Consider the following 24,795-nt stretch of genomic DNA (forward strand, 5'->3'; position numbering starts at 1 on the left):
AATGTACAATTCAAGAATATCGGGATTAGGGTATTATGTACCTGAAAATGTGGTAACGAACGACGATTTGTCAAAAATAATGGATACCAATGATGAATGGATTCAGGAACGAACAGGTATCAAAGAAAGAAGGCATGTAATTAAAGGAACCGATACCACTACCTCCATGGGAGTAAAAGCTGCCGAAAAAGCTATAGCAGCGGCCGGTATTGCTAAAAATGATATCGATTTTATCATCTTCGCAACGCTGAGTCCCGATTACTATTTTCCTGGTCCTGGAGTTTTGGTACAGCGAGATTTAGGCTTGGATACTATTGGAGCTTTGGATATAAGAAATCAATGTTCCGGTTTTGTTTATGGAGTTTCTGTTGCTGATCAGTATGTAAAAAGTGGCATGTACAAAAATGTTTTGGTCATAGGGTCAGAACTGCATTCGCATGGCTTGGATATGACTACCCGTGGTAGGGCTGTTTCGGTAATTTTTGGAGATGGGGCTGGTGCTGCAGTGCTTTCCCGAGAAGAAAATAATGAAAAAGGAATTTTATCTACCCACTTGCATTCAGAAGGGCAACATGCAGAAGAACTTTCTTTGATTGCTCCAGGAATGGGGAAAAGATGGGTCAATGATATCATTAAAGATAATGACCCAGAGGACACCTCTTATTTTCCTTATATGAATGGTCAATTTGTCTTCAAAAATGCAGTTGTTCGCTTTAGCGAGGTTATTATGGAAGGGCTTCAAACCAACGGTTTGGGACCTCAAGATATTGATATGTTGATTCCGCATCAAGCCAACCTTCGCATTTCGCAGTTTATACAGAAAAAATTTGGTCTTTCCGATGACCAGGTATTTAATAACATCATGAGTTATGGAAATACGACAGCAGCTTCCATACCCATTGCTTTGACCGAAGCATGGCAAGCAGGAAAAATCAAAGAGGGAGATTTAGTGGTACTTGCGGCCTTTGGTAGTGGATTTACTTGGGGTAGTGCCATAATTAAATGGTAGCATGGGCAGTAAATTAAAAGGATTAAATCCTTCATTAATCAATTTTATCAAAAAGCAACAGGTCTTTTTTGTAGCCACTGCTATGGAAGAAGGTTCTGTAAATCTTTCTCCCAAAGGATTGGATTCGCTTAGGGTGTTAGATGAAAATCGTGTAATCTGGCTCAATCTTACAGGAAGTGGAAACGAAACAGCGGTGCATTTGGCCCATAAAAACCGAATAACCATAATGTTCTGTGCTTTTGAAGGCGACCCTATTATTTTAAGACTTTACGGTACAGCTAAAGTGTATCCCTACAAAAGTGAATTATGGAAAAAATATATTGATTTGTTTCCTGAAATAGCTGGTAGCCGTCAATTGGTGGATGTTGAGGTAGAAATGGTACAAATTTCATGCGGAATGGGAGTGCCGCTTATGGATTTTAAGAACCACAGGAATGAACTGGTGAATTGGGCAGAAAAACAAGGTGAAACCGGATTGAGGAAATATTGGGACAAAAAGAACCGTGTAAGTCTGGATGGTCACCCAATTGATATGGAATAAAAACAAAACCCCGATTTCATTTGAAATCGGGGTTCTTTTTATTGATAGACCTTGAAAGACTTACCAACCAACACTCAATCAAGGAATACCAATTTTTTATTATAGGATACCGCCACCGGATTGTTTGGTGTTGCTATCTCTTCTTTTTCGTTGCTTGGCTCTATTTTTACCACTTCCAAAACGATAGGACATCCCTATATAAACATTATTGCTTTCCCAATTGAACCCGCCTTCTTGAGCATAAGGACGTTCTCCATCAAAGGCAAAACGCATAGTGTTGAAAATATCATTGTAATTGAAGCTAACGGTTCCTTTGCCTTGTGCAAAGTTGTATCGGGCACCAAGATTTACAAAATACATGGGTTTGGCGGTAAACTGTATTGTTTTATTTTGACCGCGGTAGAAACCGAAAGCTTGTAATGTCAATTTTTTGTTCACGGTAAAACTATTATTGACGCGTAGGTTCCAAGCAGTGTTGTCCACTTCAACATTTTCTATTATGATGTCATTTTCAGTAGGATTGGGGCTATCACCACTTAAGCTTTCCGTAATACCTCTTTGGGTTTGCGAGAACAAATCAAAACTACCATTAATGCTCCACCATTTTGCAGGTCTGTAGTTGGTCGAAACCTCAAAACCATAGGCTGATGTGTCATCGAAATTGTCAAAGGTCAAGATCAGTTTGTTGAAATCCAATCGATCTACATAAACCGCCCTGTTGATTTCATCTGAAATAGAACGGTAAAAAACTCCAGCTGTAATGCTTCCATTTTTAATGCGTTTGGTATAGTTGGCTTCATAAGAATTGGTGAACTGTGGCACCAAACTTGGGTTTCCAAAAGAAGAAATCAAAGGTGTGGCAAACTCCCTGATAGGATTCACCTGATCCAACCCGGGACGATCTACTCTTCTACTATAACTTACCTGAATCTTGTCTTTTTCATTTGGGCTGAAGGTTACAAAGGCGGATGGGTAAATCTCTGTGTACTTATCGGTAAAAGAACGTATTCTGTTGGTATCCGCTTTAACTTCTACGTTTTCAATTCTTGCCCCTACTTGATAGGACCATTTGCCCCGGTTTTGACTAAAAGTAGCATAGGCTGAGTAGATATCCATGTTATAATCAAAATCAGTACTGGGTGTAGGTATCAAATCTCCATTTGAATTGAACGAAAGTCCCGTGGACGAATAATCCACATTGGTCTCAAAGTTTCTGGATTCCAAGCCAAGCTCCAATTTGGAAATGCTGTCCAGAGGATTCACATAATCCAGATTGGCGATGGTCTGGGTACGTTCTGTATCTACAAAATCCATATAATCTGGGAACAAAGTAGTTCCAATAGACCTAAAGTTGGCATCTTGCCCACTATCAAAGATGTTATGATCTACCTCTAATTCAATATTGTGCCCTTCTTTACCAAAATCTAACTTATAATCAAAGTTGTATTGTTCGCTGGTGTTTTCACTCTCATCGTTAAAAAATTGGGTCACGTTTCTTGCCAAATCCTCATTATAGGTTACCTCTGTAATACCTTCACCTTTTCCATCAAAAATATTTTGATTGGTAAAGAAAGAAATGGTGTTTTTATCGTTCAAGTAGAAGTCAACCCCAAGCTTGTACAAATGTGATTTATGATTGTTGAAGAAGTCAAAATCTTGTAGTGAATTTTCGTCTAATCTGAATATGGTTCCATCATTTACATATTTACCTATGTTGTTTCCATAGTTTCCGTAAAAGTTGAACTTGCCATTTCTATAGTTCAGATCAATAGAGCTGTTGAATTTGGCCTCAATTGCTTGGGTAAGTCCTAAGTTGATGTTACCGTTGAACCCAATATTGGCATTTTTATGCAACACTATATTAATTATACCGCTCATTCCCTCTGGATTATATTTGGCAGAAGGGTTGGTGATCAATTCAATGGACTTGATTGAGGTTGATGGAATCTGTCTTAGCAATTGTGCTACTGGAACATTTGAAAGTTTTCCATCTACCATGACCCTTACATTGGAGTTACCGCGTAAACTGATATCTCCAGTCTGGGCATCAACATTTACAGAAGGTATATTGTTCATAATATCTGATGCTGTGGCTCCTGCAGTGGTCAAATCCTTTCCTACATTAATGACTTTACGGTCAACGCGCTGTTCTATGGTAGTACGTTCCGCCACCAGCTCAACTTCCTCAAGATTTTCAGCTTCTTCCATCAATGTAATGGTGCCCACTTTAACATTTCTGTTGTTTTTAGTGATTTCCAGTTTTTGGGAATGGGTTTTATATCCAATAAATTGAACTTCGAGAATATAAGACCCTTCTGCCAATTTTTTGATTTCAAAATTTCCATCATCAGTAGTGATACTTCCTGTAACAGTTTCGGTACCATCTGAGGATTTAACAACAATAGCGGCATAGGCCACTGGCTGGTTTAAGGTGTTGTCCACAACTTTACCAGAAACAGATCCGTAAACGATATCTGTATTGTTGGCTGATAAATTAATGGAAAAAATACTGCATAAAAGCAGTGTGAAAAGTAAGAATACCTTTTTCATGATTTGTTCGTTTTTTGATTTGATTGATGATGTCTACTAGACTGTTCAGTTACAGAAATGTTACAACTAAAAATGAGTTTAACATTTTTTAACAGCAAAATGATTGGTAAGTATTTGTAAGGCAGCGGTATACAAATGGACAAAAAAGTGGGAAAAATAAAAAGAAGAAGCCCCAGCGTTTCCGCTAGGGCTATTACATTGATAAGCTATACTAAACACTAACCATTAACTATAAAAAAATACAGTCTTACCAATGATTAAAACTATAGGACAATAGACGAGTTTTTTTCGGATTAGTTACAATCTTTGAATCGATTTAACAGTTAAATTAACATATGATTAAGACACTTGTTTTCGGAGTATCCGTAAAACCTTACAAATATAGCAATTTGGCGGTCCGTCGCTTAGTTGAAAATAAGATTGATACCGTAGCTTTTGGTCATAAAGAAGGAGTTGTTGATGGGGTTGAAATACAAAACGATTTGAATGGTTTTAAAGATATTGATACCATAACGCTATATCTCAATCCAAAAATACAACAGGAATACTATCAAACAATAATAGAGCTGAAACCACGAAGGGTCATTTTTAACCCCGGTACTGAAAACCCAGAGTTTTACAGCATACTTAAAAATAATGGTATTCAAGCAGAGGAAGCGTGCACTTTAGTTTTATTGGCTACGGGTCAATACTAAGCTTTTTCTTCACCATTTTTTCTGATGAGCCATAAGCCAATAAAAGTCAATAGACCATTTAAAGGTAGTAGTTCATATCCCATAACATACCCACCTAGGTAAGAAGATGGAATGTTGGCTATGGTTGCTATGATAACGACTGAAATTGAGGCGATAACCCACACATAAGCATCTTTTATTTCATGCTTTGTGAAAATGCCAAAAGCAAAAAGCCCTAAAAGTGGTCCGTAGGTGTAACCAGCAACAGTTAAAAGACTGTCAATTACATTACTGCTCAAGATATATTTGAAGGCAATGATGACAACGATCAATACCAAACTCATGACAATATGGGTACGTTTCCTTACCTTTTTTTGTTCAGTATCACTTTTTTTGTCGATGCTTAAAAAGTCCACACAGAAAGAAGTGGTCAATGATGTCAATGCACTATCTGCGCTACTGTAGGCCGCGGCAATTAACCCCAACATAAATGTAATGGCCAAGGTGAGGCCCAATCCACTATTCAAAGCTATTTCAGGAAATAGAAGATCGGTTTTGGGTTTACCGTCCATCAAAGGGACAGTAATACCATTTTTGCTTGCAAAAATATAAAGCAATGCGCCCAACAACATGAACAAAAAGGTGACGCCGACCAGTACAACGCTAAAAGAAACCATGTTTTTTTGTGCATCTTTCAATGACTTACAGGTGAGGTTCTTTTGCATCATATCTTGATCCAATCCTGTCATACAAATGGTAACGAACATTCCTCCTATAAAAGATTTAAGGAAATGGTTTCTATCCATCAGGCTATCCGTAAACAAAAATTTATCATAGGCTTTTAACTCCTCAGAGGCCAGAAACTCTCCAAAGCTCCATCCAAGTTCCTTATTTATCAAAATGATGGAAAGTACAACCGCTAAAATCATAAAAAGCGTTTGTAGAGTATCAGTCCAAACAATAGTTTTAATGCCACCTTTATTGGTATAGATCCAAATCAACAGAATAGATATCACAACGGTAAGTTCAAACCGAACGCCCAAATCATCAAAGACAAATTGTTGCAAAACAATGGCAACAAGATACAATCTAAATGCAGCGCCCAAAACTCTAGAAATAAAGAAGAAAAAAGCTCCAGTTTTATGACTTACGGTGCCAAAACGGTCTAGTAAATATTCATAAATTGAGGTGAGATTGTATTTATAGTACAAGGGCAACAGCACATAGGCCACCACAAAATAACCAAAAAGATACCCCAAAACCACCTGCATATAACTGAATTGGGAATCGTTGACCCAGCCAGGTACAGATATGAAGGTGACTCCAGAAAGAGATGCTCCAACCATGCCAAAGGCAACCAAATACCAAGGCGATTGTTTACTGGCCTTAAAAAAGTCGGAGTTGGAGTCGTTTTTTCCGGTGAAATAGGAGATAATCATAAGTACCACAAAATAGGCACCTATTAACAAAAGGATTTGTGCGGAGGACATACGTTGAATTTGATTTGCAATGTACAAAAGTAAATAGGTAACTGTAAAATCGTAATTTTACCACATACTTTTGTACTATGGAGTTTTCATCAAAGCTTTTGGAAAATGCGGTCAATGAAATGTCGCAACTACCGGGTATCGGTAAGCGAACAGCTTTGCGTCTTGTTCTTCATTTATTGAAACAACCAGAAGAGCGGACCAATTTGTTGACTGATGCATTGGTAAAGTTAAAAGGAGAGGTGAATTTCTGTAAAAAGTGCCACAATATTTCTGATACGGAGCTATGCGAAATTTGTGTAAATCCCAAACGTAACGAATCCCTAGTTTGTGTTGTTGAAGATATAAGGGATGTAATGGCCATTGAAAACACATCGCAGTACAATGGGTTATATCATGTGTTGGGCGGAAAAATTTCTCCTATGGAGGGAGTGGGGCCACAAGATTTGAACATCCCATCTTTAATACAGCGGGTGAAAGATGGTTCGATAAAAGAATTGATATTTGCACTCAGTTCCACTATGGAAGGAGATACGACCAATTTTTATATCTATCGACAGTTGGAAAATTTGGAAGTTACCACTTCTACCATTGCCAGGGGTATTTCAGTTGGTGATGAATTGGAATATGCGGATGAGGTAACATTAGGAAGAAGTATTTTGAACCGGGTACCTTTTGAGAGCTCTATCAAAGCAAGTTGAGAAATTACTAATTTGTGAATTAAAATTAAAAATCAGTCTATTTCTTTATTATTTTTGCAAAACATAAGTCAATATTACATCGTTAGATAAGAATATGTCAAAATTTGAATTGAAGTTACCGCAGATGGGAGAGAGTGTTGCAGAAGCAACATTGACTACTTGGCTCAAGGAAGTAGGGGATGCTATTGAGTTGGATGAGGCAGTTTTTGAGATTGCCACGGATAAGGTGGATTCAGAAGTTCCCAGTGAGGTAGAAGGAGTGTTGTTGGAAAAAAGATTTGATGTTGATGATGTGATAAAAGTGGGTGAAGTGGTTGCCGTTATTCAAACAGAGGGTAGTGCTGGGGTTACAGCTAATGGTTCAGATACTGTTGAAATCCTAGAGGATATTGTTGAAGAACCGGTAAAGGAATTGGTGACCCAAATGGCAGCTGTTAAAGAAACTGTTGCATCTCCGGCAGCTAACTTTTCAAGCTCAGAACGATTTTATTCGCCCTTGGTGAAGAATATTGCCAAAGAAGAAGGGGTTTCCATGGAAGAATTGGAAGCCATTATAGGTACGGGAAAGGAAGGTAGAGTTACCAAAAACGATATCAAGGCATTTATAGAAAATCGGAGCACCAATGGTAATGGCCCTGTACCTTCAACTGAAGTAAAACAAGTCGCAGCAGTGGATATCCCTCAACCTGTGACGGAAAAACCAAAGGCAACTCCATCTCCAATTCCAGTTGTAGATGGCGACGAAATAATCCCGTTGACGCGTATGGGTAAACTTATTGCCCAGCATATGACAGACAGTATTGCTACTTCCGCACATGTACAGAGTTTTGTTGAGGTAGATGTAACCAATGTGGTAAACTGGAGAAATAAGGTTAAAAAAGCTTTTGAGGAAAGAGAAAGTGAAAAATTTACCTTCACTCCAATCTTTATGGAAGCCATAGCGATGGCCCTTAAAAAATACCCTATGATGAATATTTCTTTGGACGGGGACAAGGTCATTAAAAAGAAAAGTATTAATCTGGGTATGGCAGCTGCTTTACCAGATGGTAACTTAATAGTTCCAGTGATCAAAAATGCCGATCAGCTGAATTTGGTGGGTATGGCCAAGACGGTAAATGATTTGGCCAATAGGGCGCGAAACAATGCTTTAAAACCAGATGAGGTAAAAGATGGTACCTACACAGTGACCAATGTGGGTAGTTTTGGAAGTGTGTTTGGAACTCCTATCATCAATCAGCCTCAGGTAGGTATTTTGGCCTTGGGTGCCATAAGAAAGATACCTGCAGTTATTGAAACTGATCAAGGGGAATATATAGGTATTCGTAGTAAAATGTTTCTCTCCCACAGCTATGATCATAGAGTGGTAAATGGTGCCTTGGGTGGCATGTTTGTGAAAGCAGTGGCTGATTATCTTGAAGCTTGGGACATAAATAGGGAAATCTAACCCCAAAAAGCCCCTATATTCTTTTTACTATTGTTAATTTAGAGGTTGAAACCAATTCATCAATTCATGAAGTTTTTTACCTCATTCAACCTATTTATATTACTTTTTTGCTTTATGTACGGTAGGTCACAAGACTCTTCCCAGTATCAAAAATTAACTTTTGAAATGGATGGGGGCACTCTGCCGTATCGAATGTTATTGCCCAAAGACTACGATCCATCTGTAAAATATCCTTTAATTCTTGTTTTGCACGGAGCGGGGGAAAGAGGTAATGATAATGAATCTCAATTGGTGCATGGTTCCAGTTTGTTCCTAAAGGAAGAGATAAGGAGTAAATATCCTGCAATTGTGGTTTTTCCTCAGTGTGCTAAGAATAGTTATTGGGCAAAAATTAAAGTGGAAGGAGAAATTCCAAACCGCAAGTTCATTTATTATGAAGATGCAGAACCAACCGAAGATTTGGTATTGGTGGAGGGACTTTTGAAACATTTGAAAAAAACGTATAAGCTAAATAAGAAGAAAATCTATGTGGGGGGTCTCTCCATGGGTGGGATGGGAACATTCGAAATTGTAAGAAGAAATCCCAAACTGTTTGCCGCGGCGTTTCCAATATGTGGAGGAGCCAATCCAAAAATAAGTAAGAGACTCAAAAAGTTGGATTGGTGGGTTTTTCACGGAGATGCAGATCAGGTGGTGCCAGAAAAGTATTCGGCGCAAATGGTAAAGGCCATGAAAAATGAAAACATCAATGTAAAATATTCAGTATACCAGGGAGTGGGGCACAATAGCTGGGACAATGCTTTTGCAGAACCAGAATTGATTCCTTGGCTATTTTCTAAATCCAAATAATAATTTAAATGCAGTTACAACTTACAAAGCCCCTATGCTTTTTTGATTTGGAAACCACTGGCACCAATGTGGCCAAAGACAGAATTGTCGAAATTTCCATTCTTAAAATCCATCCCAATGGAAACAAGGAAAGCAAAACTTGGTTGGTAAACCCAGAAATGACCATCCCGCCAGAAGTTATTGCCGTACATGGTATTTCCAATGAAAAGGTAGCCAACGAACCAACATTCAAACAACTATCCAAAGAAATCTATAAAATGATAAAGGATAGCGATTTGGCCGGATATAATTCTGATAGGTTTGACATTCCATTGTTGGCAGAGGAAATGTTGAGGGCCGAAGTGGATTTCGATATGAAAAAAATGTTATCCGTGGATGTTCAGACGATTTTCCATAAAATGGAAAAAAGAACCTTGGAAGCCGCTTACAAATTCTATTGTGATAAAAAATTGGAAGATGCACATAGTGCAGAGGCAGATACTATTGCAACATATGAAGTGCTTTTGTCGCAATTGGATAGGTATCCGGAATTGGAGAACAATGTGAAGAAATTATCAGAATTTACCACAAGAAAGCAATCTTTGGACTTTGCAGGGTTTATCGGGGTCGATGAAAATGACCAGCCCATTTTTGCTTTTGGAAAACACAAAGGGAAAACTGTGGATGAGGTTTTGGAGAACGAACCAGGTTACTTTGGCTGGATTTTGAATGCAGATTTTCCGTTGTACACCAAAAAGGTTCTTACCCAGATAAAACTGAGCAAGCTCAATACAAAAATGAAATAATACATTAATTAAGAGTGTGAACGATGAAGTTGATTTGCATTGGCAGGAACTATGCTGCCCATATCGATGAACTAGATAATGAACGACCAAAAGAACCAGTAGTTTTTATTAAACCAGATTCCGCTGTGCTTCCTAAGGAGCAGGATTTCTACATTCCAGAGTTTTCGAACAATGTCCATTATGAAGTGGAGGTTCTGGTCAAAATAAAAAAGGTGGGGAAACACATTGCCAAGGAATTTGCCCATAAATATTATGATGAGATAGGCTTGGGGATAGATTTTACCGCTCGTGACCTACAATCCCAATTAAAAGAGAAAGGATTGCCTTGGGAAAAAGCCAAAGGTTTTGATGGTGCCGCAGTGGTAGGTAAGTGGATGCCAAAACACCTGTACGAAAGTGTTGACAATATCAACTTTTCTTTGGTGAAAAATGGAGAAATAGTACAAGAGGGAAATACCTCCTTGATGTTGTGGAAGATAGATCAGTTAATTGCTCATGTTTCTACCTATTTTATGCTCAAAAAGGGAGATATTCTTTATACTGGCACCCCTTCAGGTGTTGGTAAAGTAAGTCCAAATGATTACCTTTCTGGTATGCTCGAAGGTGAGCAGCTTTTTGAAATTAATGTGAAATAATGATTTACAGCCTCGACAAGATTAACGAAATGGCGGAAGGAGATCAAGATTTTGTGCTTTCTGTTATTTCTGTTTTTTTAGATGAAGTCCCTGAAGATTTGGAAGGTTTGGAAAAAGCCATCAATGATAGGGATTATGAAAATGTGTACAAGTTGGCGCACAAGATCAAGCCCAATGTAGATTTGTTGGGAATGGAACAGACAAGGGCAATAGCCTTGGAGATTGAAACTATGGGAAAGAATGATGCTAGCATTGCTGATATAGAGGAAAAATTCCCCCTACTTAAAAAGGATGTACTCCAAGTAATAGGAGAACTCAAAAAAGACTTCGACTTATAAATGCAAGCAGAAATCATCACCATTGGGGATGAGATTCTCATAGGTCAGATTGTAGATTCCAATTCAGCATTTATTGCCAAGGAATTGAACAAAATTGGAGTTTCGGTCTATCAAATCACCTCGGTGCAAGATGACCATGACCATATTTTGGATGCCTTGGAAACTGCAGGTAAGCGTTCATCAGTGGTAATTATTACCGGGGGATTGGGTCCTACAAAAGACGATATTACCAAGCATACCCTGTGTGAGTTTATGAATGACCAATTGGTTCAAGATGATACGGTCTTAAAACATATTGAGGAACTTTTTAAGAAATACATATCCACACCTATATCAGACATGAATCGGCAGCAAGCATTGGTTCCTTCCAAGGCAATGGTACTTCCTAATGCTTTTGGTACCGCGCCTGGATTATGGATGAAAAAGGGAAATACTGCTTTTGTTTCTCTGCCGGGTGTACCTTTTGAAATGAAAAACCTGATTACCACATCGGTTTTACCTCAAATAATTAAGGAATATGACCGCCCGCATATTGTGCATAAGACAATTATGACCTATGGTCTGGGAGAGAGTGCGATTGCTGAAAAAATTGAGGATTGGGAGGATAATTTACCGCATTTCATAAAATTGGCCTACCTGCCTAACTTGGGAAAGGTAAGATTAAGACTTACGGCCAAAGGCAATGATAAAACAACATTGACTGCAGGTATTGAAACCCAGACAAAAAAGCTCTATCCCTTAATTGGAGATATCATTTATGGGGAAGAGGAAGATGAGTCCATAGAAAACCAAATAGCGAAGTTGCTTACCCGTAAACAAATGACCTTGGCTACTGCAGAGAGTTTTACGGGAGGTAGGATAGCAGAACAATTGACAGCTATTCCGGGAGCTTCCAATTATTTTAAGGGTAGTGTGGTAAGTTATGCTACGGAAACAAAAATTAAGCTTTTGGGTGTTTCCGAGGATATAATTGAAAAATATTCAGTAGTAAGTGAAGAAGTGGCAGTTGCCATGGCCCGTAATGCCAAGAACATCTTGGATACAGATTTTGCTATTGCAACTACCGGTAATGCTGGCCCAACAAAAGGAGATTCTGATGTAGATGTTGGAACAGTTTTTATTGCAATTAGCACTCCCCAACATACATTTGCCCAAGAATTTAGTATGGGAAGGCATAGAGAACGTGTTGTTCAGAAGTCCGTACACAAAGCATTTGAACTGCTCTTGAAAGAAATTTTAAATTTCTGAAAAAGAATTTTGTCCGTCCCGTCAAAATGCTATAAATTTGCAGCCTCAATAAAATCACTCAAAAGTTAGGGAAATGTCTAAAGTTTGTGAAGTTACAGGAAAAAAGGTGATGTTCGGGAACAATGTTTCCTTCTCCATCAATAAGACCAAGAGAAGGTTTGATGTAAACATTTCCAAGAAAAGGTTCTACATCCCTGAAGAGGATCGTTGGGTGACCTTAAACGTTTCATCCAGAGGATTGAAAATCATCAATAAAAAAGGAATCTCAGCTGTTTTAAAGGAAATCAATTCCAAAAAATAGTAGGTTAAGAACGGTACAATGGCAAAGAAAGGAAATAGAATACAAGTAATTTTGGAGTGCACAGAGCACAAAGACTCTGGCATGCCAGGTACATCTAGGTACATTACTACAAAGAACAAAAAGAACACGCCAGATAGAATGGAGATTAAAAAATTCAATCCTATTCTAAAGCGTATGACCATTCACAAGGAAATTAAATAATTAGGATTTTACAAAGTAAGATTCAGGTAATAATAATTTAGCCATGGCAAAGAAAACAGTAGCAACACTTCAATCATCATCCAAAAGATTGACCAAGGCCATAAAAATGGTAAAGTCTCCTAAAACTGGAGCTTATACTTTTGTAGAGTCTGTTATGGCTCCAGAATTGGTCAACGAGTGGTTGAACAAGAAGTAAGCACTTTAACGAAATAATATATCAAGCCGCTCTAGAGCGGCTTTTTTGTTGGTTTATTTTCACCGAACCCATCAACATTTTATGGGTTATTCACTCTATAGGTGTAATTTAGCTCTACATTTGGTTTAACAAAACTCCCCTTACTTTCCTATCTTTGAATTTCGATTGATGCACATCCAATGAGTTTATTCAAAAATATATTTTCAAAAGACAAAAAAGAGACCTTGGACAAGGGGCTGGAAAAGTCCAAATCCAGTTTTTTGGGCAAGTTAAGCAAGGCAGTTGCCGGAAAGTCCAAGGTAGATGACGACGTTTTGGACAATTTGGAGGAAGTGCTGGTTTCTTCAGATGTTGGTGTGGATACTACCCTAAAGATTATCGATAGAATTGAAGAGCGGGTTTCCCGGGACAAATACATGGGCACCGAAGAGCTCAATACCATTCTGCGTGAAGAAATTGCTGGTCTTCTTTCTGAAACCCACGTGGGTGAAGAAACGGAGTTTGTGATTCCTACAGATAAAAAACCTTATGTTATCATGGTGGTTGGGGTCAATGGAGTAGGCAAGACCACAACTATTGGTAAACTGGCATATCAATTTAAAAATCAAGGCCTAAAAGTGGTTTTAGGTGCTGCTGATACGTTTAGAGCGGCTGCCATTGATCAATTACAGGTCTGGGCGGATCGTGTGGGCATTCCCATCATCAAACAAAAAATGGGCAGTGACCCAGCTTCAGTGGCTTTTGATACGTTGAACTCTGCAGTAGCAGAAAATGCCGATGTTGTTTTAGTGGATACTGCTGGGCGACTGCATAACAAAGTCAATTTGATGAATGAACTTTCCAAGGTGAAACGGGTCATGCAAAAAGTAGTGCCTGATGCACCACATGATGTGCTATTGGTATTGGATGGTTCTACGGGTCAAAATGCATTTGAACAGGCCAAACAATTTACAAAAGCAACCGAGGTTACCAGTTTGGCCGTGACCAAGTTGGATGGTACCGCAAAAGGAGGAGTGGTAATCGGTATTTCTGACCAATTTCAAATTCCAGTGAAGTACATTGGAGTAGGAGAAGGTATTGAAGACCTTCAGGTGTTTAACAAATATGAGTTTGTGGATTCTTTTTTTAAAGTTTGATTCTCATTAAAATGGGTAGAATTCATCTGTTCGAATTTGAAGACCAAAAATGGTTCCCAAAATTTCTTCGGGACTATGGTACGGATTTCTTGCAGTTTCTTTCTAATAAAACCGAATTATACAAACCTGCATTGCCTATCCTTGAAAGTGGACTTCAAGCCAGTGCAACCAACCATATTGTGGATTTAGCTTCAGGTGGGGGAGGTGGATTGTTGTGGTTGAATTCAGAATTGAGAAAGACCATTCCAGAACTAAAAATCACTCTCACGGATTACTATCCTAATCTAGAGGCTTTTAAATTCAGCAAACAGCAAGCAGACAACTTTGAATTTGAGGAATCCCCTGTTGATGCCAGACAAGTTCCTACCCATTTAAAAGGATTTAGGACACAGTTTTTATCTCTACATCATTTTAGACCACAGGATGCCCAAAAAATCTTGCAAAATGCAGTAGATACTGGTTGTGGTATAGGGATTTTTGAAGCCCAGGAGCGAAGCCTTCCCAGTATAGTGGCCATGTTATTTTCTCCTATCAGTGTATTGCTGACTACCCCTTTTATTAGGCCTTTTAAATGGGGAAGATTGATTTTTACCTATCTCATTCCCATTGTTCCCTTATTTGTGTTGTGGGACGGGGTGGTGTCCTCACTAAGAACATATTCCGTAAAAGAAATGGAAGCTTTAGTGGAAAATCTGGAGAATTCCGATTCCTACAACTGGGAAATTGGGAGGGAAAAGTCCGGTCCCGGAGTAGTTTTGTATCTTTTGGGGACCAAAAAATAGTAAAATGTCTTTTCGTTTATTTTTTGTAGTGCTGCTTTTGATTTCATCCCAAATTCAAGCTCAGATAGCCCATCCCAAAGCAAGTCCTTTTTCAAAAGTAGAACAGGAGGTTGGGTTATCTAAAATGACGGTGGAATATTCCCGACCAGCAGCACGGGGGCGAGAAATTTTCGGGAATTTAGTGCCTTATGGTCGCATTTGGCGCGTTGGTGCCAATGAATCAACCAAAATTACAGTTAGTTCAGACATGAAGGTTATGGGAAACACTTTGCCCAAGGGAACTTATGCGTTATATGCATTTCCTGAGGCTTCAAATTGGCAAGTGGCATTTCATACCAATACTAAACATTGGGGAGATGGGCGAAAAAAGTATAACCCGAAAGAAGATTTATTTAGAATAAAAGTCATTCCCCAACAAATATCATATCATCAGGAGAATTTTCTAATTGCTTTTGATTCCATCACCCATAATTCTACCAACATGCAATTGATATGGGCCAATACTCTTGTAAATATCCCTTTTGTTGTAGATACCCATGCCCAAATGGAAACTGAGATAGCAAAACAACTAACTGAAAACCCTACTGCACAAACCTATTATGAAGCAGCTCGCTATCTACAAGAACAAGGTGAAAATTATGAAAAGGCCTTGGCTTACCTCAATACTGCATTAAAACTGGGTGGTGACACGTATTATTTTCATAGGGTGAAATCATTGGTAGAGGCTGCTTTGGGCGATTATGAATCTGCTATAGTTTCGGCTGAAAAATCCTTGCAAATAGCTTTAGATTTGGAAAAGGATGAGTTTGTTCGGATGAACCAAAAAAACATTGAAAAATGGAAAGCTTTTTTGCTCAGAAATTAGCATTTTCCTTAGAAAATAGTCCAAAGATTTGAGGTGGAACTAACTTTTGTACTTTTGCAGACCATTTATCAAAACTATGCGGACAAAATCGATTAAAAAGAATAAAATCAACGTAGTCACACTCGGTTGTAGTAAAAATGTGTATGACTCAGAAGTGTTGATGGGACAACTCAAAGCCAGTGGAAAAGAGGTGGTTCATGAGGAAGAGGGCAATATTGTGGTCATCAATACCTGTGGATTTATAGCCAATGCCAAAGAGGAGAGTGTAAACACCATTTTGGAATATGTTCAAAAAAAGGAGGCAGGTGAAGTAGATAAGGTTTTTGTTTCGGGATGTCTCAGTGAACGATATAAACCAGATTTGCAGAAAGAAATTCCAAATGTGGATGAATATTTTGGGACAAGTGACCTTCCCAACTTGTTAAAAGCTTTAGGGGCTGATTACAAACATGAATTATTGGGGGAACGCTTAACGACCACTCCAAAAAACTATGCTTATCTCAAGATTGCTGAGGGGTGCGACCGTCCCTGTTCTTTTTGTGCCATTCCGTTGATGCGTGGTAAACATAAAAGTAAGCCTATAGAGGAATTGGTTCTAGAATCAGAAAAGTTGGCCGCAAAAGGCGTAAAAGAACTCATTTTGATTGCTCAAGATTTAACCTATTATGGATTAGATCTCTATAAAAGAAGAAACCTGGCAGAACTCTTAAAAGCTCTTGTTCAGGTTGAAGGAATTGAATGGATAAGATTACATTATGCTTTTCCAACGGGCTTCCCCATGGATGTTTTGGAAGTAATGCGTAACGAGTCAAAAATCTGTAATTATATAGATATACCTCTGCAGCATATTGCTGACCCTATTCTAAAAAGTATGAGAAGGGGTACTACTCAAGCAAAAACCACTCGATTGTTACAGGATTTTAGGGAAATGGTTCCTAATATGACCATTCGTACTACCTTAATTGTAGGATACCCAGGGGAGACAGAGGAGGATTTTGAAACGCTTAAAAATTGGGTCAAAGCAATGCGATTTGAACGTTTGGGTTGTTTCACATACAGTCACGAGGAAAACACCCATGCCTATTCTCTTGAAGATGATGTGCCCGAAGAAGTAAAACAAGAGCGGGCGAATGAGATTATGGAAATACAGTCCCAGATATCTTGGGAACTCAACCAAGAGAAAATAGGAAAGGCTTTCCGTTGCCTTATAGATCGCAAAGAGGGCAACCACTTTGTGGGAAGAACAGAGTATGACTCCCCAGATGTGGACAATGAAGTGTTGATTGATGCCACAAAACATTATGTGAAGGTTGGTGATTTCGTAAATTTAAAAATCACCGAAGCTACAGATTTTGATTTGTACGGAGTTCCTGTTTCTATCTAGAAAACAAAGGGTTAAGTTTTATTCTGATATATATCATAGTTCCTTTTGCTAGTAGAGTTTAGTTTTGATTTCGCTAAATTTAAATCAAAATCTTCTCTATCATGGTCAACAAAACAGATGACAGGAAGGTGAAAATCAGCATTACCTTGTTGCGGATTTTTATCGGTTGGCATTTCTTATACGAAGGTGTAATCAAAATGTACAATCCAGAATGGACTTCCTTTGGCTATTTGGCTTCGGCCCAAGGCCCCTTAAAACCTTTTTTTTCGGTACTCACAAACCCCTCCATTATAGGATGGATTGATATTTTGAATATTGTAGCCCTTTTAGTGGTAGGCATCACTCTTATTTTGGGTGTTTTTGAACGCATTGGTGCATTAGTTGGAATTGGACTTTTGGCACTATATTATTTTGCGCATCCATCATTTCCATGGTTGGCGCAACTCAATGTAGAAGGGAATTATTGGTTTGTGAACAAGAACCTTATTGAATTGGTAGCTTGTGTTTTGATTTACAACTACCCAACCGGTCACTTCTTCGGGCTTGGATATTTAAAAAAACAACAATCGCTCAAAATTGAAAAATCATGAAATGGACTAGAAGAGATTTATTGAAAGGTCTGGGAGGACTCCCAATTCTTGGAGCCGTTTGGTGGGCTGGAGGAGCAAGTGCCGCAAGTAGTAAAAAAGAACGATTGGAAATTTTGGAGCAGTTGAACATTAGGCCTTCGTTGCCACCTACAGTTCCAGAAATCACTGGTGAACCAGTAAAGGTAGGAATCATTGGTTTTGGTATTAGAGGCGAGCAGCTTTGCAGATCTTTGGGTTTTGCAACAGAAGAATGGAAAGAAGAAATGCGGTTGGAAGCGGAAGAAGATCCTAATAACAGGGCTTTGGAAGATTTTTTAAAGCAAGATAAACTCAATGTAAAGCTTGTTGGCGTATGCGATGTGTTTGATGTTAGGGCCGAAAAGGCGATTGCATCTTTTTCAACTCCTGAAAACCAATTAAAAAGATACACTACCTACACAGAAATGATTGAAAGTGGTGATGTTGAAGCTGTTGTAATTGCTACCCCAGACCATTGGCATGCACCCATGGCCATTGAAGCTTTGAACAACAATGTTCATGTGTATGTTGAAAAACCTATGACCCACACGGTAGAAGAAACCTATAGATTGCGTGAAGCTGCGGAAAAATCCAAGGCGATTTTTGCTGTTGGACACCAACACAGACAAACACTTAGCTTCAGTACGGCAAAGGATATTGTTGAAAAAGGCACATTGGGCCATGTTTCGCTAATTCAAACCAATACCAACAGAAATGATGATAATGGTGCATGGAATTATGATATTCATGAAAAGGCCAATCCTCAGACCATAGATTGGGAACAGTTTTTAGGCTCTGCGCCCAAAGTTTCTTTCAATAAGAACCATTTTTTTAGATGGCGTAAATGGTGGTCCTATGGTTCTGGTTTATCCGGGGATCTGTTAAGCCATGATTACGATCGTTTAAACTGCGTTCTTAATATGGGGATACCAGAGTCTGTTAGTTCTTCAGGTGGTATTTACACACACAATGACGGAAGAAATGTACCAGATGTACTTCAAGTAAATATGGAGTTTCCCAATTTCAGTACGGGAAGCAGTCAGGTTAAAGGCAAGGAAAAGGGTATGACATTTTGTTACAGTGCCAATCTTGGTAATGCCTTCGGTAGACCAACAATTTTAATGGGGCACGATGCTACTATGGAATTGGGCAATAAATTAACCGTATGGCCTGATGGTGCATCCACCAAATATGCTGATTTGTTGGAAGCTGAAAAAATGAGGCCCAATATTCCCATTTATCAATACAATCCTGCTGCCAATGTGCCAGATGCCATATCTTCGGCAACTTCCCAGTATTTTGCGGACAAAGGGCTCATGTGGACCTATATTGATGGTGTACGGGTTGATTCTACATTTTTACATATGCGGGAATGGTTGAGTGTTATTAAAAACGGAGGCAAAGTAAGCTGTGGTATCAAAGAAGGATTTGAAGAAGCAATTGCAGCCCACATGGCTGGACTTTCTTGGAAGTTGGGCAGGAAAATTGAATGGGACTTGGAAAAAGAGCTGTTAAAACCTATTGAAGGAGTAGATTTTGACCAAGTTCTATTGGCCAATGAAAATTGGGGTGTACAAAAGGAGGAAAGTTTTATAGGTTGAAGATTGTGATGAATAATCAATAGTGAGCTGACTTATCTTTTTCGATTTAGCTCATATTGATATAATTCTTTACCCAATTGTGCAAGAAAGGGAATGCCTACTTCATCGTAATCATAGGTATTGTCATTGAAAATACCATTACTATTTACCAAAATGGTGGCAGTGACCATAAAATCAATATTATTTTTGGTATCCTTGATATAGGCGCAATCCGTTAGGGTGCCGTATGCGTACCCCACTTTATTATAAATTTTGATGTAGTCGGGAATTGGGGCTTTGCTATCTCCATACATGAAGAACTTTACATAACTGTCATAATATTCTTCAGGGTCGTAACCAAGTTTACCGGGAAGGGTACTCATGGTTTCCAATAGAAAATCACGTTGTTCCTTGCTAAGCTCAAATTGAAGTTCTTTCGGAAACGCTTCAGGAAAAATAATACGTTTCAGCAGCGCATCCTGAGCTTGAATGGGAAAGTGATTTTTTAAGGAAAAATCGAATGGTTCCAAAAACAGCGAATCTTCAGCAATAAAACCTATGCCTTTATTCACGCCACTAATTTTTAATGGTTTTGGTGGGGAGTTAACTATAATGGCGCTAGGTGCAGTGGTAGAATCATTGAGATAAAAAATTAGAGGTGTAGTGGTTACATTATCTGCATCTGCCGTTGACAATCGATGTGCTATTCTAATAGGATTTACTCCTCTGTTCTGCATTCTTTGGTTGAGGTTGTCCTGCCCTAAAAATTCAATCAATCTGTTATTTGCCGCATTATCTGAAACTGCAAATATTTCTGAGATACACTGGGCAAAAGTAGTTTCAATAGAATCTCCTTCAATATAGAATCTAGAATGGAGGGAAAGGGAATCTATACCATTCAGTTTTTCAAGAGCGGCCACTGCTGCAGGAAATTTTACCGTACTGGCCGGATAGAAATACTTCTGCTCATCAACCTGAAAATCAAAATCCTTAAAAAATACACTGTCATTTTTCCTATCTATTTGTGTGTATCGTATTTGTATTTCGTGCTGACCGATACTGTCCACCACCTTTTTAATGTTTGGGCGATCAGATTGCAGAACCATTTCTAAAGGGTTATCAAGATTCTTTTGTGAACAGGAGCCCATCCACAATGAAATAATGACAAAAAGGATAAATCGACCCAAAGTAAGGAAAGGCTGTTTTAGTGTTCGTCTTGATAATATTCTCCTCGATGAGGATTAAGGATTTCTTTGACTTCCTTCATTTCAAATTCAGCAACAACTATATAAGCAATGCTATGGGTGTTGGTAAAATGCTCAACGCCGCATATGTCAAATTTTAGCTCTTCGATGACCACAAATTCTTCCAAATGCTTTTTATAGTGCTGGGCAATATGGGCTGCGGTTGGGCCCCGAAAGTCCCAAATCAATTTTATTTTCCGGTCTAAAATCTTTCTCATGGCTTTCAAATGTCGAGGACAGATATTCCTTTTTCTGCAAATGCTTTAAAATCTTCAGCGTATTTTTTGGACTGTTTTTTAAAGGCACCGGGCATTAAAAAAGCCATAAGTTTCATCCCGAAACCGGAAAACTGGAATTCACTTTCTGAAGTCCATACGGTCTTACCATCCACTTCTTTAAAATAGTTTTTTTGGATATTGTGTACACCTTTGGTATCATACGTGGCGTGAAACTCTTCAGGAAAGTTGTTTTTAATAATGGTTTCCACTAAATCCATCTCCCGTTTTCCCATTTTATAACTTAAACTCATTTGAGCTCCTTCTTTGCCGGGCTCACCTGAGATTTGCTCATATTTAACAAGACCTCGTTGCCAATGTTTCATGTTTTCGGGGTCTTCCAGTTTTTTTAGAAACTCATTGCGGGGAATGTCAATGGTTATTTGCGTGGTATACTTCATTTAGTTGGGTTTTTACTAATGTAAGAATTAATCTTCTCAGTCAATGATTAAAAATCTGTTAATGAGAACAAAAACCTGCTTGCGCTGCTTTAAGTAATTGTTATTTTTGCGGAATGTGTTTGCTCCAAAAGAACAGTTTTTTGCTCCTGTGCGTCATTGCACTTTCCTTTTTTACATCTTGCGACTCCCTTTTTAAGAGGACAGTTGAAAAAGAACCATTGGCAAGGGTAGGTGACGAATTTTTGTATAAAGAAGATATTGTGTCCCTTATTAGAGATGATATGTCTCCTGAAGACAGTACTTTGTTTGTGACCAATTTTGTAAACAATTGGGCCAGTAAACAATTACTGTTGTCCAAGTCCAAAATTAACTTGCCTGAAGAAAAATTACATGAATTTGACCGATTGGTTTCGGATTATAAGTCGGATTTGTATACACGTGCCTATGTTGAAGCATTGGTGTTACAAGCCCAGGACACTGCAATTTCCAACAATCAGTTGAGGGACTATTATGAAAAGCAAAAGGAAAATTTCAAGTTAAATGAAAAACTGGTACAATTGAGGTTTGTTGGAATTCCATTGCAGTTTTTGGATAAGGACGAAGTGGTCTCTAAAATGAAAAATTGGGAAGATTCTGATAAAAGATATTTGGATTCCATTGCAGTACAATTCAAAAAGATTCATTTTAATGATTCCATTTGGGTGAGTACTTCCAGGGTTATGGAGGAGATACCTCCCTTGAACCCGACGAATGAAGACCAGTACTTAAAAAAATCACAATTTTTTGAATTACAGGATTCCTTAGAGGTATATTTGGGACAGGTGACAGATGTGCTTGAAATCAATGACACAGCACCCTTTGAATATATAGCCCCAGATATAAGACAATTGATCTTGAATAGAAGAAGATTGGATTACGTTAAAAGATTAGAACGGGAAATTATTGACGAAGCAATAAAGAAGAACGAATTTGAGGTTTATGGAAAAGATGAGTAGAAAATTATTTACAATAGCCCTTTTTGGTATTTTGGGAGCAATACATGCTCAAGATACCGACCAAGTCATGGTATCCAATGACACAACCAGTGCATCTAAAAGAATAAAATTGGATGGCATTGCCGCTGTAATTGGAGATTACGTTATTTTGGAATCTGATATAGAAAAAACGCTGATTGACTTAAAGAGTCAAGGAGCATCTACACAAGATATCACCCGATGCAGTTTGTTGGGCAAATTAATGGAAGATCGCTTGTATGCCCACCAAGCCGTACAGGATAGTCTGTTGGTTTCTGATGATCAAGTGAACGCTCAAAGCGACCGTCAAATTCAGCAATTGGTTTCTCAAGTAGGATCTATGGAAAAAGTGTTGAAGTTCTACAAAAAGCCAGATGTAGAAAGCTTTCGTACCGAACTTTTTGAAATCAATAAACTTAGAATGCTTTCCGAAAAAATGCAAAGTAAAATTGTTGAGGAAATTGAGGTGACTCCAGAAGAAGTACGTCAGTTTTTCAGTAAAATCCCTGAGGATGAAAGACCAGTTTTTGGAGCTGAGCTGGAAATAGCACAAATTGTAAAACAACCTGTAGCGCCAGATGAAGAAAAACAAAAGACTATAGATCGTTTGAAGCAAATCAAACAAGATGTAGAAGAAAATGATGCGAGCTTCAACGTTAAGGCTATTTTATATTCTCAAGACCCGGGCTCCAAATCCAAAGGTGGGTTTTATAGCATGACCCGTGAAACTCCATTCGTAAAAGAATTTAAGGATGTTGCATTCAGTTTGCAAGAAGGGGAGATTTCAGAACCTTTTGAAACTACTTTTGGATATCATATCATCTATATTGAAAAAATAAGAGGACAGGAATTGGACTTGCGACACATTTTGTTGATTCCGGAAATACCCCAGAGCGCCATAGATAAGGCTGTGCAAGAGTTGGATACTATCCGTCAACAAGTATTGGATGGGAAATACACATTTGCAGATGCAGCACAGAATTTCTCTGATGAAAAAGAAACCAAATACGATGGAGGTCTTATGAGGAACCCCATCGATTATGGCTCTAGGTTTGAACTGACCAAAATGGATCCTACGCTTTACAATCAGGTACGGGACTTAAAGGACGAAGAAATTTCCAGACCTATACGTGAAGACGACCCTCGTGGAGGGCCTCCTAAGTTCAAAATCATGAGAATTTCCAATCGTTATGATGAGCACAAAGCTGATTTTGCCAAGGACTACCTTAAGATTCAAGAGCTGGCACTGAGAGAAAAACAGTTCAAAGCTATTAAAGATTGGATGGACGAACATATTGAAGATACCTATATTCACGTTAATACCGATAATAGGGATTGCGATTTTGCAAACAATTGGGTAAAGGAATAGGTACATGTCAGATGTTACAGCAGTAGAAAATCTAGTACAAAAACATCAAGCTTTAAAAAAGGAGATAGCCAAGGTCATTGTAGGCCAAGAAGAGGTGATTGAACAAATATTGCTCTCAATATATACAGGGGGGCATTCTTTATTGATTGGTGTCCCCGGATTGGCAAAAACCTTAATGGTGAACACAATCGCCCAAACTTTGGGATTGGATTTTAAAAGAATACAGTTCACACCGGATTTGATGCCCAGTGACATATTGGGAAGTGAAGTTTTGGACCAAAACCGAAATTTCAAGTTCATCATGGGACCTATTTTTGCCAATATTATTCTGGCGGATGAAATCAACCGGACCCCACCAAAAACCCAAGCTGCACTTTTAGAAGCTATGCAAGAAAGGGCGGTCACTGTTGCAGGACAGCAGTACAAACTGGACAAACCATACTTTGTCTTGGCAACCCAAAACCCTATAGAGCAAGAAGGAACCTATCCATTGCCGGAAGCTCAGTTGGATCGCTTTATGTTTGCCATAGAGTTGAAATATCCGTCTATTGCTGAAGAGATTCAGGTGGTTAAGTCCACAACATCGGATGAAGAAGTGGAATTACAAACGCTCTTTAGTGCCAAAGAAATTATAGACGTACAACACTTGATTCGGAGAATACCAGTTCCAGATAATGTTATTGACTATGCAGTAAGATTGGTCAATAGCACGCGCCCAGGAATGGAGGGCTCTTCTGATTTTGTAAATACGTATGTAGATTGGGGAGCTGGTCCAAGAGCTTCGCAAAACTTGGTCTTGGGAGCTAAGGCACACGCTGCTATACACGGAAAGTTTTCCCCAGATATTGAAGATGTAAAATCAGTTTCACTGGGAATTCTTCGACATAGAATTCTAAAAAATTATAAAGCAGAAGCAGAGGGCATATCTGAAGATGACTTAATCACCGAGCTTTTATAATAAAATCATTGCAAATTCAGTTTGTAACAATATTGACTAAAAAAGACTTATTGGTTTTCTTAATTTTGCTAGAATTCGTAAATCGTTAAAAATATTTCAAAATGGCATTCTATAATGATAGAATCATGGAGGTTTTTGCTCACCAAAAGTGAGACCTATCAATATTGGTAACCTTACAGTTACTATATCCACTGATGCTTGATTTAATTGAATGTAACATT

General features: G+C 38.5%; 27 protein-coding genes. 22 read left to right on the plus strand and 5 right to left on the minus strand.

What is annotated here, in order from left to right; all coding sequences use genetic code 11:
* Window position 1 precedes the first annotated feature (1 nt).
* The gene (locus HJC33_RS10310) at window positions 2-1,009 is read left to right on the plus strand and encodes a 3-oxoacyl-ACP synthase III family protein (protein WP_171658745.1); all 1,008 of its coding nucleotides are present in this window, start codon (window positions 2-4) and stop codon (window positions 1,007-1,009) included.
* 1 nt (window position 1,010) lies between these two features.
* On the plus strand, window positions 1,011-1,550 hold the full coding sequence (locus HJC33_RS10315) for a pyridoxamine 5'-phosphate oxidase family protein (RefSeq protein ID WP_171658746.1): 540 nt from the start codon (window positions 1,011-1,013) through the stop codon (window positions 1,548-1,550).
* A gap of 99 nt (window positions 1,551-1,649) precedes the next feature.
* Here HJC33_RS10315 and HJC33_RS10320 read toward each other — a convergent pair whose 3' ends face one another.
* Complete coding sequence (locus HJC33_RS10320; protein ID WP_171658747.1) at window positions 1,650-4,100, minus strand: TonB-dependent receptor; 2,451 nt, start codon at window positions 4,098-4,100, stop codon at window positions 1,650-1,652.
* A gap of 335 nt (window positions 4,101-4,435) precedes the next feature.
* Here HJC33_RS10320 and HJC33_RS10325 point away from each other — a divergent pair, with 335 nt between their 5' ends.
* Window positions 4,436-4,795 (plus strand): CoA-binding protein, encoded by a 360-nt coding sequence (locus HJC33_RS10325; RefSeq protein ID WP_171658748.1) that lies wholly within the window; start codon window positions 4,436-4,438, stop codon window positions 4,793-4,795.
* Here HJC33_RS10325 and HJC33_RS10330 read toward each other — a convergent pair.
* The gene (locus HJC33_RS10330; protein ID WP_171658749.1) at window positions 4,792-6,264 is read right to left on the minus strand and encodes a sodium:solute symporter; all 1,473 of its coding nucleotides are present in this window, start codon (window positions 6,262-6,264) and stop codon (window positions 4,792-4,794) included. The two genes, HJC33_RS10325 and HJC33_RS10330, sit on opposite strands and share 4 nt — an antisense overlap.
* Before the next feature lie 77 nt (window positions 6,265-6,341).
* Here HJC33_RS10330 and recR point away from each other — a divergent pair, with 77 nt between their 5' ends.
* From recR to HJC33_RS10410, 16 genes are all read left to right on the plus strand, one after another.
* Window positions 6,342-6,962 carry a recombination mediator RecR gene (recR, locus tag HJC33_RS10335; RefSeq protein ID WP_171658750.1) on the plus strand — a complete coding sequence of 207 codons (621 nt, stop codon included), beginning with the start codon at window positions 6,342-6,344 and terminating at the stop codon, window positions 6,960-6,962.
* 94 nt (window positions 6,963-7,056) lie between these two features.
* The gene (locus HJC33_RS10340; RefSeq protein ID WP_171658751.1) at window positions 7,057-8,406 is read left to right on the plus strand and encodes a dihydrolipoamide acetyltransferase family protein; all 1,350 of its coding nucleotides are present in this window, start codon (window positions 7,057-7,059) and stop codon (window positions 8,404-8,406) included.
* A 66-nt stretch (window positions 8,407-8,472) separates the two neighbouring features.
* Entirely contained in the window at window positions 8,473-9,255 is a 783-nt protein-coding gene (locus tag HJC33_RS10345; protein WP_171658752.1) for a carboxylesterase family protein, read from the plus strand.
* A gap of 8 nt (window positions 9,256-9,263) precedes the next feature.
* Complete coding sequence (locus HJC33_RS10350; RefSeq protein ID WP_171658753.1) at window positions 9,264-10,040, plus strand: 3'-5' exonuclease; 777 nt, start codon at window positions 9,264-9,266, stop codon at window positions 10,038-10,040.
* A 23-nt stretch (window positions 10,041-10,063) separates the two neighbouring features.
* Window positions 10,064-10,675 carry a fumarylacetoacetate hydrolase family protein gene (locus HJC33_RS10355; protein WP_171658754.1) on the plus strand — a complete coding sequence of 204 codons (612 nt, stop codon included), beginning with the start codon at window positions 10,064-10,066 and terminating at the stop codon, window positions 10,673-10,675.
* Window positions 10,675-11,013, plus strand: coding sequence for an Hpt domain-containing protein (locus HJC33_RS10360; RefSeq protein WP_171658755.1), 339 nt, complete (start codon window positions 10,675-10,677; stop codon window positions 11,011-11,013). Before HJC33_RS10355 ends, HJC33_RS10360 begins: the two co-directional genes overlap by 1 nt.
* Window positions 11,014-12,261: a competence/damage-inducible protein A gene (locus tag HJC33_RS10365; protein ID WP_171658756.1), complete on the plus strand. Its 1,248-nt coding sequence runs from the start codon at window positions 11,014-11,016 to the stop codon at window positions 12,259-12,261.
* Between the two features lie 73 nt (window positions 12,262-12,334).
* Entirely contained in the window at window positions 12,335-12,562 is a 228-nt protein-coding gene (rpmB, locus tag HJC33_RS10370; protein ID WP_116185924.1) for a 50S ribosomal protein L28, read from the plus strand.
* Between the two features lie 18 nt (window positions 12,563-12,580).
* Window positions 12,581-12,763 (plus strand): 50S ribosomal protein L33, encoded by a 183-nt coding sequence (gene rpmG / locus HJC33_RS10375; protein WP_073181589.1) that lies wholly within the window; start codon window positions 12,581-12,583, stop codon window positions 12,761-12,763.
* A gap of 43 nt (window positions 12,764-12,806) precedes the next feature.
* A complete protein-coding gene (locus HJC33_RS10380) occupies window positions 12,807-12,959 on the plus strand; it encodes a DUF4295 domain-containing protein (RefSeq protein WP_106148004.1) in 153 nt (50 codons plus the stop codon).
* A gap of 179 nt (window positions 12,960-13,138) precedes the next feature.
* Complete coding sequence (gene ftsY / locus HJC33_RS10385; RefSeq protein WP_171658757.1) at window positions 13,139-14,095, plus strand: signal recognition particle-docking protein FtsY; 957 nt, start codon at window positions 13,139-13,141, stop codon at window positions 14,093-14,095.
* Between the two features lie 11 nt (window positions 14,096-14,106).
* Complete coding sequence (locus HJC33_RS10390; protein WP_171658758.1) at window positions 14,107-14,877, plus strand: hypothetical protein; 771 nt, start codon at window positions 14,107-14,109, stop codon at window positions 14,875-14,877.
* A gap of 4 nt (window positions 14,878-14,881) precedes the next feature.
* A complete protein-coding gene (locus HJC33_RS10395; RefSeq protein ID WP_171658759.1) occupies window positions 14,882-15,742 on the plus strand; it encodes a DUF2911 domain-containing protein in 861 nt (286 codons plus the stop codon).
* Between the two features lie 76 nt (window positions 15,743-15,818).
* A complete protein-coding gene (gene rimO / locus HJC33_RS10400) occupies window positions 15,819-17,126 on the plus strand; it encodes a 30S ribosomal protein S12 methylthiotransferase RimO (protein ID WP_171658760.1) in 1,308 nt (435 codons plus the stop codon).
* Window positions 17,127-17,227: 101 nt separating this feature from the next.
* Window positions 17,228-17,716 carry a DoxX family protein gene (locus tag HJC33_RS10405; protein WP_171658761.1) on the plus strand — a complete coding sequence of 163 codons (489 nt, stop codon included), beginning with the start codon at window positions 17,228-17,230 and terminating at the stop codon, window positions 17,714-17,716.
* A complete protein-coding gene (locus tag HJC33_RS10410) occupies window positions 17,713-19,335 on the plus strand; it encodes a Gfo/Idh/MocA family protein (RefSeq protein ID WP_171658762.1) in 1,623 nt (540 codons plus the stop codon). Before HJC33_RS10405 ends, HJC33_RS10410 begins: the two co-directional genes overlap by 4 nt.
* A 32-nt stretch (window positions 19,336-19,367) precedes the next feature.
* Here HJC33_RS10410 and HJC33_RS10415 read toward each other — a convergent pair whose 3' ends face one another.
* The 3 genes from HJC33_RS10415 to HJC33_RS10425 all read right to left on the minus strand — a co-directional run bounded on the left by HJC33_RS10415 (window position 19,368) and on the right by HJC33_RS10425 (window position 21,234).
* Window positions 19,368-20,420 (minus strand): serine hydrolase, encoded by a 1,053-nt coding sequence (locus HJC33_RS10415; RefSeq protein ID WP_246245525.1) that lies wholly within the window; start codon window positions 20,418-20,420, stop codon window positions 19,368-19,370.
* Window positions 20,421-20,518: 98 nt separating this feature from the next.
* Complete coding sequence (locus HJC33_RS10420) at window positions 20,519-20,776, minus strand: hypothetical protein (protein ID WP_171658763.1); 258 nt, start codon at window positions 20,774-20,776, stop codon at window positions 20,519-20,521.
* Window positions 20,777-20,781: 5 nt separating this feature from the next.
* Window positions 20,782-21,234: an SRPBCC family protein gene (locus HJC33_RS10425; RefSeq protein ID WP_171658764.1), complete on the minus strand. Its 453-nt coding sequence runs from the start codon at window positions 21,232-21,234 to the stop codon at window positions 20,782-20,784.
* A gap of 140 nt (window positions 21,235-21,374) precedes the next feature.
* Between HJC33_RS10425 and HJC33_RS10430 the strand changes: the two genes are divergently transcribed.
* Genes HJC33_RS10430 through HJC33_RS10440 form a run of 3 tightly spaced genes read left to right on the plus strand, consistent with a single transcriptional unit; the run spans window position 21,375 to window position 24,574 of the window.
* The gene (locus tag HJC33_RS10430; RefSeq protein WP_246245526.1) at window positions 21,375-22,229 is read left to right on the plus strand and encodes a peptidyl-prolyl cis-trans isomerase; all 855 of its coding nucleotides are present in this window, start codon (window positions 21,375-21,377) and stop codon (window positions 22,227-22,229) included.
* Window positions 22,222-23,616 carry a peptidylprolyl isomerase gene (locus HJC33_RS10435; RefSeq protein ID WP_171658766.1) on the plus strand — a complete coding sequence of 465 codons (1,395 nt, stop codon included), beginning with the start codon at window positions 22,222-22,224 and terminating at the stop codon, window positions 23,614-23,616. Before HJC33_RS10430 ends, HJC33_RS10435 begins: the two co-directional genes overlap by 8 nt.
* Before the next feature lie 4 nt (window positions 23,617-23,620).
* Window positions 23,621-24,574: an AAA family ATPase gene (locus HJC33_RS10440; RefSeq protein WP_171658767.1), complete on the plus strand. Its 954-nt coding sequence runs from the start codon at window positions 23,621-23,623 to the stop codon at window positions 24,572-24,574.
* The last annotated feature ends 221 nt before the right edge of the window (window positions 24,575-24,795 follow it).

It is taken from the genome of Flagellimonas amphidinii (assembly GCF_013090115.1).
Classification (GTDB): Bacteria; Bacteroidota; Bacteroidia; order Flavobacteriales; family Flavobacteriaceae; genus Flagellimonas; species Flagellimonas amphidinii.